Origin of the sequence: Blautia sp. AF19-10LB, from assembly GCF_003461245.1 — a bacterium.
Taxonomy (GTDB): Bacteria; Bacillota; Clostridia; order Lachnospirales; family Lachnospiraceae; genus Blautia_A; species Blautia_A intestinihominis.
Window position 1 is genome coordinate 16,889 of the sequence record NZ_QTWS01000008.1, and the last position, 16,884, is coordinate 33,772.

General features: G+C 42.5%; 12 protein-coding genes. 4 read left to right on the forward strand and 8 right to left on the reverse strand.

The features are described from left to right. The first annotated feature begins 167 nt into the window (after nt 1-167). Complete coding sequence (locus DWX28_RS06555; RefSeq protein ID WP_005422101.1) at nt 168-917, forward strand: hypothetical protein; 750 nt, start codon at nt 168-170, stop codon at nt 915-917. Between the two features lie 191 nt (nt 918-1,108). Beyond that, nucleotides 1,109-2,047 carry an Abi family protein gene (locus DWX28_RS06560; protein ID WP_005422103.1) on the forward strand — a complete coding sequence of 313 codons (939 nt, stop codon included), beginning with the start codon at nt 1,109-1,111 and terminating at the stop codon, nt 2,045-2,047. Between the two features lie 33 nt (nt 2,048-2,080). On the opposite strand, the gene DWX28_RS20745 is transcribed toward DWX28_RS06560, so the two are convergent. The 8 genes from DWX28_RS20745 to DWX28_RS06595 form a co-directional block, all read right to left on the reverse strand. Then, on the reverse strand, nt 2,081-2,719 hold the full coding sequence (locus tag DWX28_RS20745) for a ParA family protein (protein WP_442857730.1): 639 nt from the start codon (nt 2,717-2,719) through the stop codon (nt 2,081-2,083). Nucleotides 2,720-2,785: 66 nt separating this feature from the next. After that, nucleotides 2,786-3,094, reverse strand: coding sequence for a ParA family protein (locus DWX28_RS20750; protein ID WP_442857731.1), 309 nt, complete (start codon nt 3,092-3,094; stop codon nt 2,786-2,788). A 136-nt stretch (nt 3,095-3,230) separates the two neighbouring features. Next, nucleotides 3,231-3,701, reverse strand: coding sequence for an ABC transporter substrate-binding protein (locus tag DWX28_RS06570; protein ID WP_118252250.1), 471 nt, complete (start codon nt 3,699-3,701; stop codon nt 3,231-3,233). Between the two features lie 104 nt (nt 3,702-3,805). After that, on the reverse strand, nt 3,806-6,139 hold the full coding sequence (locus tag DWX28_RS06575) for a transglutaminase-like domain-containing protein (RefSeq protein WP_022213193.1): 2,334 nt from the start codon (nt 6,137-6,139) through the stop codon (nt 3,806-3,808). A gap of 15 nt (nt 6,140-6,154) precedes the next feature. After that, on the reverse strand, nt 6,155-7,324 hold the full coding sequence (locus tag DWX28_RS06580; protein ID WP_022213192.1) for a DUF58 domain-containing protein: 1,170 nt from the start codon (nt 7,322-7,324) through the stop codon (nt 6,155-6,157). A gap of 6 nt (nt 7,325-7,330) precedes the next feature. Further along, complete coding sequence (locus DWX28_RS06585) at nt 7,331-8,272, reverse strand: AAA family ATPase (RefSeq protein ID WP_022213191.1); 942 nt, start codon at nt 8,270-8,272, stop codon at nt 7,331-7,333. Then, nucleotides 8,269-12,750: a leucine-rich repeat protein gene (locus DWX28_RS06590; protein ID WP_022213190.1), complete on the reverse strand. Its 4,482-nt coding sequence runs from the start codon at nt 12,748-12,750 to the stop codon at nt 8,269-8,271. Before DWX28_RS06590 ends, DWX28_RS06585 begins: the two co-directional genes overlap by 4 nt. After that, entirely contained in the window at nt 12,747-14,462 is a 1,716-nt protein-coding gene (locus DWX28_RS06595; protein WP_158565289.1) for an ATP-binding protein, read from the reverse strand. Before DWX28_RS06595 ends, DWX28_RS06590 begins: the two co-directional genes overlap by 4 nt. Nucleotides 14,463-14,706: 244 nt before the next feature. Between DWX28_RS06595 and DWX28_RS06600 the strand changes: the two genes are divergently transcribed. Both DWX28_RS06600 and DWX28_RS06605 read left to right on the forward strand, forming a co-directional pair. Beyond that, on the forward strand, nt 14,707-15,579 hold the full coding sequence (locus DWX28_RS06600; RefSeq protein ID WP_022213188.1) for a damage-control phosphatase ARMT1 family protein: 873 nt from the start codon (nt 14,707-14,709) through the stop codon (nt 15,577-15,579). Nucleotides 15,580-15,737: 158 nt separating this feature from the next. Continuing rightward, nucleotides 15,738-16,829, forward strand: a complete 1,092-nt coding sequence (locus DWX28_RS06605) for an ABC transporter ATP-binding protein (protein WP_118252220.1) — start codon at nt 15,738-15,740, stop codon at nt 16,827-16,829. Nucleotides 16,830-16,884 lie beyond the last annotated feature (55 nt).

A 16,884-nucleotide genomic window follows, 5' to 3' on the forward strand; every position in this document is an offset into this window, starting at 1 on the left:
TTCTTTCCGGCAGCCACAATTTCATAAAGGTATAACACACTAGACTTTCCTGACGGAAAATCGTGTGCCAACAGGGATGCTACTCGCCCCTATTGGATGACCCAGAGTAACTAATATGAATATCAACAGTTTCTCATTATAATAAAAAATACAAGCTTGGAGAATATATGGAACTTGACAAAAATAAATTACTAATAAAACAATTACCGCCAACAATTTATATAAAAAATTTTATAGATGGGCATCCAGCTAATTATGAAGATTTTTTAACGACATTTATCAATTCTTCAAAACTTGTCACTTGTAAGGGCAATCAAGCATTTATTTTAAGAAAACATGAAGAGCAAAATCATGGAGAAGCAGACATTTTTAATTCTTTTTATGATTTAGATTTTAAAATTATGGTCGATACTAAATATATGGAAGCCAGACGCATGTTAAGCCCTACTATAACTGAATTTTGTCCTGGGGTAGTAGGAAAAGGTCCTTCACGATTAAAAGGAGAACGAAAAGTTTATGATATAATCAAGTGCTTTCGTTCTATGAATATAGACGATTTAATTAAAATAGAAAAAGGGCTCATTAAGCTTCCAGAAGGAAAAACAATAATACAGGTATTAAAAAAAGTCTCAGTAAATAAGAATATGTTATTGTTTTTACCATATGATTATTGTTTTGAAAATACTTCTACAAACGCAGAAGTTGCTAAGTTTATAATCGATTGTATTTCAGAAGATTTACAATGTTTGCTCGAATATAGACATTTAAAAGTATGTAAAGATACTTATCTTTCGTTTATATCAAAGGAATGCTTTGTTATTGCACAAGAAAAAGATAATGTGTTGCATTATTATGATATGATAAAGACAAGCCAAAGCAATTTATATACTTATCTATATGAAACCGGAAAAGCTTAATAATAGTACATAAAAATAATCAGATTGAATACAATCTAAATAAAGATAATTTCTGATTGACTTTCTTAGTTATATCAGTTATATTATCTTTAGTGATCAGATTGCAGAAACTTGAGAAGCCTGCGATCGGGGGAGGGTGCCGAGGCCCCTCTCCTTTTTCTTTATCTGGAACATTTTGCAGCGAGGTACATATGAGCAAACCGTTTATTACATATACCGCACAGGTTGAAAAACTGAAAAATGAAAAAAATCTAGTTATTACAGATGATGATTTTGCGGTAGAATCCCTGCAGAATATCAGTTACTATGCATTAATTGGCGGATACAAACATCCTTTTATTGATATTCATACTCGCAAATACATTAATGAAGCATGTTTTGAAAATATAGTTGCTCTTTATGAATTTGATGAAGAGTTACGTGGAATATTCTTTAAATATTTATGTCGCGTAGAAAGAAAAATGCGTTCGTCCATTTCTTATCACTTCTGTAGAAAACATGGTGAACGTCAAGAAGAATATCTTAAATCCAATAATTACGGCAATATTCCAAAAAATAAATATGGAATTACTAAATTAATCAAAATGCTAGATATGATGGCTAATAAAAACAAGGATCATGAATATCTTGTTTATCAGCGTAACAAATATCATAATATTCCGTTATGGGTGATTATGAATACCCTTACTTTTGGTCAGATATCCAAAATGTTTGAATTCTTACCTCAAAATATGCAAGGAGCAATTTGCCAGGATTTTGGAAATGTCAAGAAAAATGAAATGATAAAATATTTGAAGGTATTAACACTGTACCGAAATGTATGTGCTCATAACGAAAGGTTGTTTTCCTATCACACATATATTGACATTCCAGATACATTGTTACATAAAAAATTAGGCATTTCTAAAAATGGTTCAAAATATATATATGGAAAAAATGACTTGTTTAGCGTAGTCATTACTTTTCGTTATCTACTTCCAAAGACCGATTTTTTACTGTTTAAAAAGCAATTATTGCATATTTTTGACCGATATGAAAAGCAGAATTCAAATTTGAAATTAAATGATCTTTTTGAATATATGGGGTTTCCGATTAACTGGAAAGAGATAACAAAATTCCGCAAAATATAAGTGGAGATACATCAATGGTATCTCCACACTTGTTTAATTTGTTAAAGCGATAATTGTTTTTGCTAATGTTTCAAAGGTAACACTAAAATCATCTCTATTACGTTTCATATTTTCCCAGACACTCCCCGTCTTTTCAACTTGTTCTTGCGTCAACTCAAAAACAGGTGTATTGTTCATTTGTGATTGAGCAATTAGACTATTAAAATCTGCAATATTTATTAAATTGTAATTAGTTCTTTTTTGAATAAGCATTCCATTTTCATCCAATACAGGAACTAATTTTTCTGCAACAATTTTATTAATATCGTCAATCCATTCTGAAAATGCTTTTACCGGCGAGCCATTTCGCGGGCGGTATCGCTGTTGTATAGTACCTAGAAATTTAGGTACAGTATCATTCATCTTGTAAATTGCGTTTTTAAAAACTTCTGCTTTTCGCAAATTATCATAAGTAGAACACCATTTAGGAAACACTTTAATAAGTGATTCTATGGCCATATAGCAAAAATAATCTGGGGCACATGGAATAATAAAAAAATCACTTCCCATCAAAATGTTGGCATTTGTGGCAGATATGCTTGGACTCATGTCAAGTAAAACAAAATCCAAATGATATTTTTCACTAGTCATAGTGATTAATTGTCTTAATGCGCCAGGAACATTTTGTAACACAACTAAAGATCCTGTCATATTTTCAGCAATATTGTATGTTGCGTCATATTCAGAAAACTCTATATGTCAAGGAAGTAAAAATAGATTTTCGTTGTGCTCAAATTCATAACAAGTTGTCGCTTCAAGCGGCCTCATTTCATTATTGAGAACCGGTGATAGTGCTGATTTTATATTATAATTATTTGCTTCATAAAACTGTGTTAACTTATTTTCCTTATCGGCATTTAAGCATAATCCTGTAAGGTTACATTGGGGATCAGTATCTATCATCAATGTTTTGTATCCCAATTCGGCTAATTTCCAGCCCAAATGAAACGTAGTAGTGGTTTTACTGACCCCACCTTTGTTATTAAATAATGCAATTATTTTTGCCATAAAATGGTTTCCTCCTAAGTGTAAAGATATATTCATTATAAATCAATATCCTCATAATCAAAAGAGATATTTTATTTAAGAGATGTACTATTCAACCCATCCACCCAATTACACAAAATCACAATCGTCTCATAATTTACATTGATGTATGTACGCCACCCTTGCGACCGCCGAGAACTTTCTTTCCTTTCAGATCTTCCCATTTGAAGTCAGGCATTTCTTCCCTTGCCACAAGGAAGTTTCCGGCGCGCTGAGTAAGCTGCGCAAAGTTCACTGCCGGGTCAGTCGCACCTTCCTGGTATGCATAAATGGATGCTTCTGCTCCCATAAATCCGATATCTGCTTCACCGGAGATCAGAGCAGTCAGAACTTTATCTGCACCAAAGCCCGTCACCAGTGTCAGATCCAGACCTTCCTCTGCAAAATATCCCTCTTCGATTGCCACATACTGCGGCGCATAGAAAATCGAATGCGCTACTTCATTCAGTGTAACCTTCGTAAGCTTCTCCTCTTCTCCATCTTTCTTCGCAGCAAATACTCCCATCGGCAGTGCCGTCACCGCCAGAACCACTGCTGCTGCCAGTGAGATCCATTTTTTATTTTTCATGCAGATACTCCTTTTGAAACTTCTGCTGTTAGAGTATGCACAAAGCAAAAAAATGTTCTCGGTACAATATTTTATTGCAAAATAATAATATTCTCTTTCCTGTTCTACTTCCTGTTCATCCATACATAGGTGTATCTTCGTCTCAGCCAGGCTCTCCTGTCCATGAATTTCTGACTGGTCAGAAGTTTATTCAGGAAACTGGTCACGGTTCGTTCTTCATGAGGTTCCAGTTCGATCTCACCATAGATCACTTTTTCGATCAGATTGCAGACACGGGTATACTCTCCCGATTCGATCTCTTCAAAAAAGTCTGCAATAAGCCTGTCTGTTTCCTCTGTATTCCATCCCAGCCGTGCCCTGATACCCACAAGTGCCAGATAACTGTAGATCTTTTTCTCTGTTCTCAGTATTTTTTCTCTCGGTGAAGCTCCCCTGTCTGCTTTTCTGTCAGTCCACAGGCAGACATTTCTTATCACTTCGCACACTATGATCACCACTACAAAAAGGATCAGCAGTACTGCCACGATCCCAAGGCAGATCGCACCAACATCACGTGCGGCCCTGGTAAGTCTCTCACGGGCACTTTTGCCGCCTGCTCCATCCAGACCGGTTACCTCCTGTGAGCCAAAAGAATTATCTTTAAGCACAGCATTCTTCTGTGCGACATCCGGCGTACTTACCATCTTCTGAAGAGTAACTGCATCATAATAGTATCCCGGTGTCACATCCAGCGGAAGCCATCCGATTCCATCAAAATATGCTTCTGCCCACGCATGCGTATTTTCCCCGGTAAGGATGATCTCCTCACTCTGGCTGTTCTTGAGATCTGATTCCGAAATATAGTATCCTTCCACATATCTTGCAGGGATTCCATGGACTCTCAGTGCATCTACAGCTGCGGAAGCATACAGCATTGCATTTCCTCTCTGCGATCCTGTAAGGAAATATCTCACAAGGTCTTCTCCATCCGGAACTTCCTCTATATTCTCCGTATACTCAACGTTTTCTTTCAGGACATCTCTGATGCGGCAGATGGAACTGTAAATCCCATCACTGTCTGACTCGTAATCATCCCAGAACATCTGCTGGACCAGATCGCGTGTTTCGGGATCCACATCACGGTAAGTATCATAAACAAAGGCACGGTAAACAGCTTCCGTCTCACTGTACTGCTTCTGTTCTGCTGATTCCGGTGTACTCACCCAGGGATCTGTCACCATCAGTTCTGCCGGTCTTGTTCCGGAAGTTTCTTCTATCGTATAATTCCGTGCAGCAAAAAAACCTTTGTTACAAAATCTGATGTCTTTATCCTCAGTCAGTTTTCCTTTTTTGATATCTTCCACAGCTGCCGGTGTATATACATAGTAACGTGAAGCTCCGGTCACCCGGATCTGGATCTCATTTTTGTCTGGATTTTTTTCCTCATCACTATGAGCATAGTAATCTGAAATCTGGCAAAGCGGATCAAATGAATTTTCCTCAAGCCAGCCCAGCATTCCAGCATTCTCACCGCCATAGACAGCATCTGCCGGTTCTTCCCAGACTCCATCTTCATAAACAGATCCGACGAAACCTCGGAGATACAGTGTTTTCTGCTGCTCTGTCTTTAACTTAAGCATCTCCCTGGCATCCGCCTTAAGTTCGGATGCCAGATACAGATTTCCTTCTGGCAGTGTATCCTCTCCATATCGGATCTTGTGTATCTCTTCCTGTACAGATTCACGAAACTGACTGACTGCCAGAATTTCCTCCTCTGATACGACTCTTCCGAATATGCAGAAAACGATCAGGACTCCAATTGTCCAGCCCGCCCTGTTTCTTGTAAAAATCATCTCATCATCGGACACACACATTCCACAAAGAGCCGCAAACAAAAATCCACAGGCTGCAGGATTCAGTACCCCGCACAAAAGCTGCAGGATAACCCACAGAATGCAGAAAATATTTGCCAGCAAAAGATGTCTCCCATCTGCCAGAAACCAGGAGATCTCAGCTACTGCCAGGACAAGGATCAATGTAAAAACAAATGCATCATGCATGGACGCCTGCACAGAAAATAATGCCAGACCGCCCGCATTCGCAGTATTCCACTGGCTGATCAGCATATTGATCCATGCCTGTGCGCCTGTCCAGCCTCCACGAAAAACTCCTGTAAAGACCAGAAGCACGATCCATGGCAGTCCTGCAATTGCCGTGGCAAACCGCATTCTCTCTCTCATGATCTCAGCCAGAACACAGCACAAAATCCCTGCGCCTGCCGTCAGGATACATACAGGCAGCGCGGATAACTGTCCCTTCCAGCTTTCTCTTATGACAAGAAAGATTCCGCCCGTCAGAAGAAGTGCCAGAAATGTGATCCATATGATATTTTTGTATCTGTTTTGATTCCGGTCCATATAAAGTCTCTGAACAGGAATCTGTTCTTTTTTATTTCTCATTCTCTCTTCTGATCCTTAACATATGATACGATACGTATCTTTTTTATTGTCTGCCGGAATCTCCACAATCTGACAGGTTCCATTTTTGCTGGCATTCACAGTAGTGCTGTCCTGAACCGCATTCAGGACGGTAATACTGATCTTTCCATCCAGAAGACTTAAATTCTGATCATATTTCCCTGCGGAAAGGATCAAAAGCCTTGTAAAATATTTCTCCATATGTCCTGTCGCAAAATATTTCAATCCGTCTCCACCGTTATCCTGGATCCGGCAGGCAAGCCACTGTGTCAGCATCTTCTGATAGTCACTTTTATTCCTGATCTCCGTCAGATGTAGACCATTTGGACCTGGAAAAGCAATACAGAAAGGAACTCCTTTCATGATAAACTGCTGTCCGACTGCCACTCCAATCCCGACTGCCGCATTCACTTCCCTGGCTGAAACTGTCTCTCCAAGCTGTTTACGTCCAAAATCCGGAAGGATTACAACATTGTAGTGAGAAGGATCGCTGGCTTCCTTAAGAATCAGTGTGTCGGTCTTACTGGAAAGTTTCCAGTGGATCGAGCGTATATCATCTCCTGGCACATATTCACGGATATCAAAGATCTCGCTCAGATCATTTCCCTTGCGGTTCTGGATCATTCCTTCCTCCTGCGGTGCACCCGCCATGTTTTTGTCCAGTTCCACACGGATATCCATCGTTTCCGGATAAACGACTGTCCGAATTGCCCTGGGCTTTTTCCCTCCGGCCCTGAACAGTTTGAACAGGTCAAAAATCCAGATATTCTGACATTCTATACAGGTTTCTCCACAGAAATCTGTTTCTGCCGGAATCTCAAAATGATTTCTGCGGCCACTGAGACTCATCAGAAACTTCCTGTGTTCTACTGTATCAAACATTTCATTCCTGATCTCCAGTTCTGCCATTACATAACCCGCCGCATGAAAAAAATGTTCAGAACTGATATCCACAGACAGAAAAACTTCCTGTCCTTCCTTAACTGCCGGCGCAATTGTCAACACTGTCTCGATACTCCGGATATCCCTTCGAAGGAACAGATACATTGCCACAGCAAGCGTCATAAGCAGAACGACCGAATAAAGCATAAAAGGTCTGCTGTAAGCAAACAGCAGTATCATACATCCTGAAAAAGCAAGGATATAACCTAACCGATTTTTCCACATATCTGCTTACCTTTCTTCTGCTGATGCAGGTCTGACTTTGGTAAGGATATCTTCCAGAAGCGCCCTTGCTGTGACTCCCTCCACCTGTGCCTGTGGACGCATGACCAGTCTGTGGGCACAGACATCTGCAAATACATTCTGCACATCCTCCGGGATCACATAATTTCTTTCGTTCAGGACAGCACTTGCCTTTGCCATCTTCACCAGAGCAGAAACACCTCGCGGTGAGATACCCAGTTCTACCAGCGGATGTTCTCTCGTCTCTTCGCAGAGAAGAATTGCATATTTCAGCACGCTGTCTGTCATACGGACAGAAGTAAGATAATTCTGGACTTCCAGGATATTCTGTGCACTTGTCACAGTCCTGAGATCCAGAAGCGGATTACTGTAGCGCTGCGCGTTGATGATCTTCATCTGGTTCTCGAGTGTCGGATATCCAATGGAAAGGCACACCATAAAGCGGTCAAGCTGTGATTCCGGAAGCGGCTGTGTTCCGGCAAAACCAAGCGGGTTCTCCGTCGCAATACATACAAATGGAACCGGAAGTTCATGCGTCACACCATCAAGGCTGATCGTATGCTCTTCCATAACCTCAAGAAGTGCCGCCTGAGTCTTTGGAGAAGTTCGGTTAATCTCATCAGCAAGAAGAAGCTGGCAGTTTGCAGCTCCTTCTCTGTATTCAAACTGATTCTTTTCTCTGTTGTACATATTAAAGCCTGTGATATCTGACGGCAGCGTATCTGTGGTAAACTGAATACGCTTATTACTCAGTCCCAGAACCTTGGCAAACGCCAGGGCCAGGGTTGTTTTGCCTACACCGGGACAGTCTTCCAGAAGGACATGTCCACCCGCGTAGATCGTCATCAGCACTTTTTCGATGATATTATTCTTGCCAATGAACGCTTTGTTTACTTCTTCTATGATTTCTCTGGATTGTTCAACGATCATTCCTGTATTTCCTCCTCATTTTCCACAGATCCTTCTACGTCAGTCTCTGCTTCTGGTTCTTCATCTTCTGATGTATCTTCTGTATCTTCTATGTCTTCTGGTCCGTCATCTTCTGAATTATCCTGCTCCGGATCTGATACAATCTCATCTTCTGCTGGAATTTCGAAGGATATACTGTCGTCTGTTTCCTCTGTTTCCTGTGTTTCTTCTGCTTCTTCCTCAACGTTCGGGATTTCATTACCGGACAGTTCTTCACCCAAAGTATCAGTCTCTTTCTTCTCTTCTTTCGGATCAAGTCCCATCATCACGCGAATCCTGTTTTCTGCCGGAAGGAGACGCCTGGATATTTCTTTGTCGATTTCTTCATCTGTCGGAGCTGTTCCATCCTCGCCTGTCAGATCATTTATGACAGCCTGTTTTACCGCATCCAGATCCGCATAACCAGCCAGCGCATAACGCCATTCCTCAATATAGTTTGCCTCACAGCCTTCCGGTACATGGATTTCAAGCTTACTGTCATCCACACCAAAACTGTATTCTGTATCATCTGAACTTCTCTGAAGCTTAAGCGGTGTCTCACTCTGGAAATTAAGAACCAGTTTCTCTGAATTCACACCAGAGAAAGTATTTTCGCTGATTCCGATGACAGTAGACGGAATCGTTACAGAACTCAGGTTGCTGCATTTTGAAAACGCTCCTGACGCAATGTAATTTACGGAAGTTGCCAGTGGAAGTTCCATTTTCTCTTTTTCGGCTGCAATGTCCAGATTCTGTATATAGGACGGCGCACCGATCAGTGTCACCTCATAATCACCGGAATTGTAACGATACGGGTAAAAATCTGTTGGCTCTGTCACCTGTTCTGCTCCGAGCATGGTACGGATATTATTCTCGGATTCGAGAAGTCTCTGCTCCAGAATACTGTCAATCTGTTCATCCGGCAGGAACTCCCATGTATCCCAGTCAATAAATTCCCACTGAAGGTCGGACCACATACGAAGATAAGCGGTGTCGCTGCCCAGCTCATAATATCCGCAGAACAGATAACGCCACTTTTTGGCAAAAGCAGCCTCATTGCCCGCCATCACATGAAGCTTAATGTGTTCCACTTCTTCCTCTCTGGTCCAGTAACTGTTAAACTGGAACGGCTGTGTTCCATAAATGGAAAGTTCCGGTTCTCCTCCGGTAAATGTGATATCTGTCAGAGAAGAACATCCATCAAAAACATTCGCATACAGATAACTGTTTAATCCAAACTCTCCTAATGTCACAGAGGTAAGAGAACTGCATCCTGCAAAAATGCCTTCCGCAAACTGAATACTGTATCCCGGTACCACTGCTGATGTAATGTTCTTACAGCCGGCAAATACGTCAGAACTGACAAACGGATTATCCTGGAGAATAACATCTCCTCCAAGCTGTGAATTCGCAAATGCCCCCGGGTCAAATGCCCAGAGTCCCCAAAGTTCCTCCCAGTTCAGTGTAAAACTTCCACTCTCGGAACATGTCTTTTCCATGGCATAGGAAAAAATCTCCTGTGTCGTCCATGGCAGTTCTACCTGATCTGCCATCGTGAGTCCGCTTCGAATAGCAAGCCACGGACTTCCGTATTCATTCAGGCCATACAGCATTCTGCCTTCGCCGCCAATATCCACGATATCGTATCCATAAACACCGGAATCTTCCGTAAAGTTTACGCATCTTGCAGAATATCCATCAGCATTCGTCGGTACATATACCATGCTGTTCCCGGCAGAATCATGAAGTTCCGGTACTGAGTCATCTTCCAGATAACCCGTCATTGCATTGGATGCAAGAAATCTGAGCGAATCACAGTTTTCAAATGCCATATTCCCAATCGTAATTGTATCCTTGTTATTGATCAGCGCGCCCTGAAGTGATGTACATCCTTTAAATGCCTGATATCCGATATTGTCGACACTTTCCGGAAGGATCGCCCAGATAAGCTCTGTACAGTTTTCAAATGCATTATCATCAATCGCATTAATTGTCAGTACCGTTCCGTCCGCAGCAGTCACTGTACCGTCAAAATATGTAATATCCTTTGGTGCCTCGATCAGAACTGTCTCTTCTTTATCATTCCGGATCGTGCTGCTGTAGATATAGCCTTCTGTAGAAGTTCCAAGCAGTTCTACAGAAATTTCCGGTGACGCGCCGGCTTTCTGAAGCTGTTCCTGCACAGAATCATACTGTTCCTGAGAGTAACAGCGGATTATCTCTATCCGACTGTCGGACAGACATTCTGCCTCCAGCTCCACTGTACTGCCGTTTCCTGGCATAATAAGGGTCGAAGTCCCTTCCACACCCTCAAATGCTCCATTCTGAATGACTTTTACACTGTTTGGCAGAACATAAGACGTTCTTCCTGTATTAAGGATCTTGCGGAGTTTTCTCTCATTACTTACAATTCCCTCATTCTGTACCGTATAAGTAATTTCAGGATTTTCTTCTGCTGCCACTGTATTATCATTTCCCTCTGCTGCCTTGTAATTCTGTTCAAGAAAAGCATTCAGAAGATTATCATCTATGATCGTCTTGCATCCATGAAGATTCTGATAGCTGATCTCCGGCATCAGATCCAGTGTCCTTGCCTCAAGATACAGTTCACTCAGATTGTTGTCAGCAGTCAGGCTTACCTTTGTTACGGTTTCCGGCACAGTCAGTTTTTCCATTTTATGTGGAATTGCCAGGTAGCTGGTCTGATCTTTATTGGTCAGAACCCCTTCTTTTGTAGCAGAATAATTACGGTTTCCGGAGCTTACCAGATATCCCTGGTCTACATCCAGTCCGCCTTCTGTGTCCTCAATGTACAGAACCGTATCCGGAATTTCAAGGTAATCTGTATTCAGCCCGGCACCTGCATCAATAATAACTGCCTGTATGTATTCCGGAACACTCACCTTGCGGTACTGACGTTTATCAGTTCCAATATAATACGCTTCCTGTGCCTTGTCCGTAAATCCTGTGAGAGTCTGAAGATAACAGAGGTTCATGTACTGGTCGCCCACCTCATAGTTATCCGACATCCACTCATAGACAAGTTTGGCAGTATATCTGGAATCCAATGGAATTTTGTCTGCCGGTTCCAGAATGTGACGACCTTTTGTGACTTTATAAAGCCACGGCACCAGTTCCCCGTCTTCTTCCCATCCCGGAAACAGGCTGGTGAGCTGATTACCGGATATAATATTGTCCTGATAACGGAAAAGGTTGAAAATTTCTCCCAGTTCCGGATGCTGTTCTGTATTCAGAATATCATCTTCAAGAATCACCTGTTCTTCTTCATCAACCCGATTAGCGAGAACAAAGATACGGTTTCCCTTTGGAATGTAAGAAACCAGTTTCTTTTTCCAGTTGGAATCTTTGGCTGACATTCGGTATGATACACGGATGAGCATCTTTCCTTCTTCGAGGCCTTCCGGAATCGTTAACGGGAAATCTGTCTTCCAGCTCTGGCCGCCGTCAAACGAAACTGCTTCAATACGGATATACTTATCCAGTGCATCTGCTCCCCACAGATAACCGTTGCCGTCCTTGCCATATACCAGCGTATCCAGTGAATTATAGACATCCCTTTTTGTCACTTTCTGGTCTTCATAAAGGACACTTCCGCTGTTATAGCTGGACTGTTCAATTACAATACTTGTATTACTTCCGTCTTCTTTATCATCAGATGCCGGTGTCACCCCTTCTACATAAGGTTTGAATGTGATCAGACCGGTACCTCCTCCAATTGTCGGATTTGATTTCGTGGATTCCGGATCCTTGATTGAACTGGATGGTCTTGAAGGTGTAGTTGTTGGTGCTGGTGCCGTAGTCGGTGCCGGTGCTGAAGTTGGCACCGGAGTCGGCGTTGTCTTTGTTGTATTGTTTCCGGAACTGGAACCAGGAGTTTTGGTCGGTGAAGGGCTGTTGTTGTCTGTTTTGCTGTTATTCTTCTTAGTTTCTGAGGAACTTCCCGACTTATCTGTACCTGAAGAATTACTACTGCTGCTTCCATTTCCTCCATTCTGCGTGGTACCATTTAATTCTGTATCCGCTTTGGAAGGATCTTTGACTATGCTATAGGTTTCTTCCGGTTTCTGCTGTTCTTCCTCCTGCTGATCCTGCTTTGGAATATCACTTCCTGTATTCTCTCCGTCCAGAAGTCCTACTGCCTTTGTACTCACCTGTTCATTCTCAAACAGATAGTCCGCCTGGTCTTTGAGCTCGGTGCTTTCTTTTTCCTGATCGTCCTGTTTATCTTTGAGAAGACTGCTTTCTTTGCTATCGTCTTTCTTCTTACGGTCTACGCCAGATTCGTCACCGTCAAATACGACCTGATTCGTCTGGATCTCCTGGTCATTCTGAAACGGTTTGAAATCTGTTCCTGACTTATAAGCTGATGCTATGGCAACGGTGCCGGCTGCAAGAACCGGTACTATTGTAACAGCAAGTCCGATTTTTTTCTTGTTCATGATAGTCCCTTCTCTTTTTCTCTGAGGAATACTCCTATATTATGCTGCAATGCGGTGAAATCCACCGGTTTTGCATAATGTCCATTCATACCACTCTCGATGGAACGACGTTCGTCCTCCACAAAAGCATCTGCAGAAAGTGCAAAGATCAGTACACTCTTTGCATCCGCCCTGTTCATCTGGCGAATCTGTTTCGCTGCTGTCCGTCCATCCATGACAGGCATCTGCACATCCATAAGGATAAAATCATAATACTCTTCCGGATGTGCAGCAAAACGGTCAACTGCTTCCTGACCATTCTGTGCCAGATCGACTTCTGCACCCATCTGTTCCAGAATCTCCGTTGCGATCATGGCGTTGATATCATTATCCTCCGCAACAAGTATACGGCGTCCGGCAAAAGCATTGGTGTCTTCTTCCGGTTCTGCCTTGTGCTCTGAATTCTGTGTTCCTGTATCGCCCAGAGCTTCTTCTGCTGCCGGAAGATGCAGAAATACAGAGAAATCTGACCCTTTTCCCGGAGTGCTTCTTACCACGATCTCTCCGCCCATCAGTCTGACCAGATTATCGGTGATCGCCATACCAAGACCGGAACCACCGTATTTCCTTGCAGTATCACTACTCTCCTGCTCAAATGGACGGAAAATACGGTTGATAAATTCCGGTTCCATTCCGATACCTGTATCATGGACACAGATCATAAGATCTGCCATTCCATCCTGAAGCATCATCTGGCGGAACGTAACTGTGATTTCTCCCCTGCGGGTAAACTTGATTGCATTGGAAAGGAAGTTAATGATGACCTGGCTGATTCTGAGTTCATCTCCGATCACATGATCTATGGTCATATCCTCAAATTTGATCTCATAGTGAATTCCCTCTGCTTCCAGATTCTTCGCGAACATATCGTAGAGCCGCCTGCCAAGATTTCTGAGGCTGAAACTCTTGTGTTCAAGTTCTACCTTGCCGGCCTCGATCCTGGACATATCCAGAATGTCATTGATCAGTGCCAGCAGATGCCCGGAAAGTTCTTCCGCCTTGGTCAGATAGGTGCGCGAAGGAGCATTGCTCTCAAGACTGCTTTCTGCCAGCGTAAGCATACCCATGATTCCATTCATCGGTGTCCGGATCTCATGGGACATACGATTCAGGAATGTTGTTTTGGACTGACTTTCTTCTTCGGCTTTGCGAAGCAGTTCCTCGTACTGTTCAATCTGGTTATGCTGCTTCGTGGTGTCTGTAAAAGAAAGAAGACTGTATCTGCCGTCAGATGCACTGCTCATGGACATCGTAAGCCAGATATCATTTTTCATAGGAAATTCAAAAATTTCTGTGTGTGTACCATCCCAGTTTCGGTAATGTTCCCAGATGCCATTCCGGTGTTCTCCGGTCTGGAGGTTATGATCCAGGCAGGTCACATCATTCTGAAGTTCCTGTAAACCAACTCCAAGAAGTTTCTCTGTCCCTTCTGTTGCATAAACCGGCATTCTGTCACTTTGCCGTATCACAACACAGGCTTCATTTTCTCTGAAATTTATTTCCTTAAGAAATACGCTCTCTCCACCCCGAAGTGTGGAACTGTTTTTTTGTTTATTCTTGTTTCGCCCTCTTTTTGCAAGCAAAAATACAGCCGCCAGTGCTTCTACGCTTCCAATTGCCACCAGCGGAAAGTGATTTCCAAGTATTGTCAGCAAATCTGCAATCTCATTCACTTTCTCACAATTCCCCCTGTTCCGCATGATCTCCCAGTCTGCGATTTTCTACTTCTATTTATTCTACACAAAATCAACAGGAAAAGAAATAGATATTTGCCCGATTCATGCGGTTTTCGATAAGTAATTGCTAAATATATTCAACAAAAAACACGCCTTCTGCCATATTTCTTGTCTTATTCTGTCCGAAGCCTTATAATAGGAAATATCTGTATCAAAACTTTATGTTCCAAGGAGGAAACTCATGAAACTGAATCCATTCTGTATGTGCTGTGCCATCAACAAGCAGGAAAAAAAGATCCGTGATTTTGATGACGCAGACCGAAAAACCGAATATATGAAAAAAGTCATGGAGCTTATGGCAAATGCCGGCGAGGACGACTGTGCCCCGAGTATTTCCATTGATCTGAAAAAAATGTTCAGCGATTTCTGGGAGCAGCCCATGGAAGATTACTCTTCCATCAAGAAAGAATTCAATCAGCTCATGCTAGATCTGGAACCATCTCTTGAGGAAACGATCCGGAACTCTGACGATCCGCTGAAAACGGCACTTCTCTATGCACGTATCGGCAACTATATTGATTTTGCCGCACTTGCAAATGTGGATTCTGCCACTGTCCTCTCTCTTCTTAATGAAGAAAATAAGGATCCACTTGACGAAAATGAATACCGCCGCTTCCGCGAAGAACTCGCCTCTGCCTCCAGGCTTGTTTACCTGACAGATAACTGTGGTGAAGTTGTACTTGATAAGCTTGTCGTCAAACTGCTGAAAGAATTCTATCCTGAGCTTGCCATCACTGTGATCGTCCGCGGTTTCCCTGCTATCAACGATGCGACAATGGAAGATGCCGAGGAGATCGGGCTTACAGAGATTACCAGAGTCATCGGCAATGGCAATGATGTCGGCGGCACCTGGCTTCCGCATATCAGCGAGGAAGCACGGAAACTGCTTGAAACAGCAGATCTCATCATCGCCAAGGGCCAGGGCAACTATGAAACACTGCATGAATGCGGTCTCAATATTTATTATCTTTTTCTGTGTAAATGTGAATGGTTCCAGCGTCAGTTCCATGCACATCCACTGGAAGGTATGTTCATAAATGAACGCCGGATCTGACGGATTGACGAAGCTTTTCCCCCTTTTCGTCAATCTGTCAAGAAACCACCAAAATCTTTGTAAAAATCTTCACTGGTAAGCGTCTTTTGTTTTCGCTATACTGATAACAGTTCAAAACGAAAGCAAAAACTACTACAATTATTTTGGAGGAATAAGAAATGGCAAGTTTATCTTTACAGCATATCAACAAGACATATCCGAACGGTTTCGAAGCCGTTAAAGATTTCAACCTTGAAATCGAAGATAAAGAATTTATCATCTTTGTAGGACCATCTGGATGTGGTAAATCTACTACACTTCGTATGGTAGCCGGACTGGAAGAGATCTCCAGCGGTACCTTAAAGATCGGTGACAAAGTTATGAACGATGTAGAGCCGAAGGACCGTGATATCGCAATGGTATTCCAGAACTACGCTCTGTATCCTCATATGACAGTATATGATAACATGGCATTTGGACTGAAACTTCGTAAAGTTCCGAAGGACGAGATCGACAAAGCAGTTCGTGAAGCAGCAAGAATCCTTGACCTTGACAAACTCCTTGATCGTAAACCGAAGGCTCTTTCCGGTGGACAGAGACAGCGTGTTGCTATGGGACGTGCTATCGTTCGTAATCCTAAGGTATTCCTTATGGATGAGCCGCTCTCCAACCTGGATGCAAAACTTCGTGTACAGATGCGTATCGAGATCTCCAAGATCCATCAGAGACTGGGTGCTACTATCATCTATGTAACACATGACCAGACAGAGGCTATGACACTTGGTACCAGAATCGTTGTTATGAAAGACGGTGTTGTTCAGCAGGTAGATACACCACAGAACCTGTACCAGAAACCAGGCAACCTGTTCGTAGCTGGATTCATGGGATCCCCGCAGATGAACTTCCTTGATGTTGAGATCAAAGAAAAAGGTTCTGACGTTGTTGCAGTATTAGGCAAAGACGAACTGGTTATCCCGGCTGCTAAAGCAAAAACTCTCAAAGATGGCGGCTATGTAGGAAAAACAGTTGTTATGGGTATCCGTCCGGAAGACGTTGCAGATACACCGAATGGTTCCATGTCTTCTACAGTTAAGGTTTATGAGCTTCTTGGTGCAGAAGTATTCCTGTACTTCGATGTAAACGGAACTCAGATCACAGCTCGTGTTGATCCTGGCACAAAAGCAAAAACAGGCGATCCGGTTAAATTTGACTTCGATATGGAGAAAACTCACTTCTTCGACAAAGATTCCGAGCTTGTTATCACAAACTAAGATTAAAAATTTAAAACCCGGGGGACTTTTCTCCCCGGGTTATTTTTTTATTAAG

Excerpts from the sequence above, each read along its gene's own strand:
- DWX28_RS20750 (WP_442857731.1), bottom strand. The coding sequence starts at position 3,094 with ATGGCAAAAATAATTGCATTATTTAATAACAAAGGTGGGGTCAGTAAA.
- DWX28_RS06580 (WP_022213192.1), bottom strand. The coding sequence starts at position 7,324 with ATGTGGAAAAATCGGTTAGGTTATATCCTTGCTTTTTCAGGATGTATG.
- DWX28_RS06590 (WP_022213190.1), bottom strand. The coding sequence starts at position 12,750 with ATGAACAAGAAAAAAATCGGACTTGCTGTTACAATAGTACCGGTTCTT.
- DWX28_RS06585 (WP_022213191.1), bottom strand. The coding sequence starts at position 8,272 with ATGATCGTTGAACAATCCAGAGAAATCATAGAAGAAGTAAACAAAGCG.
- DWX28_RS06570 (WP_118252250.1), bottom strand. The coding sequence starts at position 3,701 with ATGAAAAATAAAAAATGGATCTCACTGGCAGCAGCAGTGGTTCTGGCG.
- DWX28_RS06575 (WP_022213193.1), bottom strand. The coding sequence starts at position 6,139 with ATGAGAAATAAAAAAGAACAGATTCCTGTTCAGAGACTTTATATGGAC.
- DWX28_RS06600 (WP_022213188.1), top strand. The coding sequence starts at position 14,707 with ATGAAACTGAATCCATTCTGTATGTGCTGTGCCATCAACAAGCAGGAA.
- DWX28_RS06605 (WP_118252220.1), top strand. The coding sequence starts at position 15,738 with ATGGCAAGTTTATCTTTACAGCATATCAACAAGACATATCCGAACGGT.
- DWX28_RS06560 (WP_005422103.1), top strand. The coding sequence starts at position 1,109 with ATGAGCAAACCGTTTATTACATATACCGCACAGGTTGAAAAACTGAAA.
- DWX28_RS06555 (WP_005422101.1), top strand. The coding sequence starts at position 168 with ATGGAACTTGACAAAAATAAATTACTAATAAAACAATTACCGCCAACA.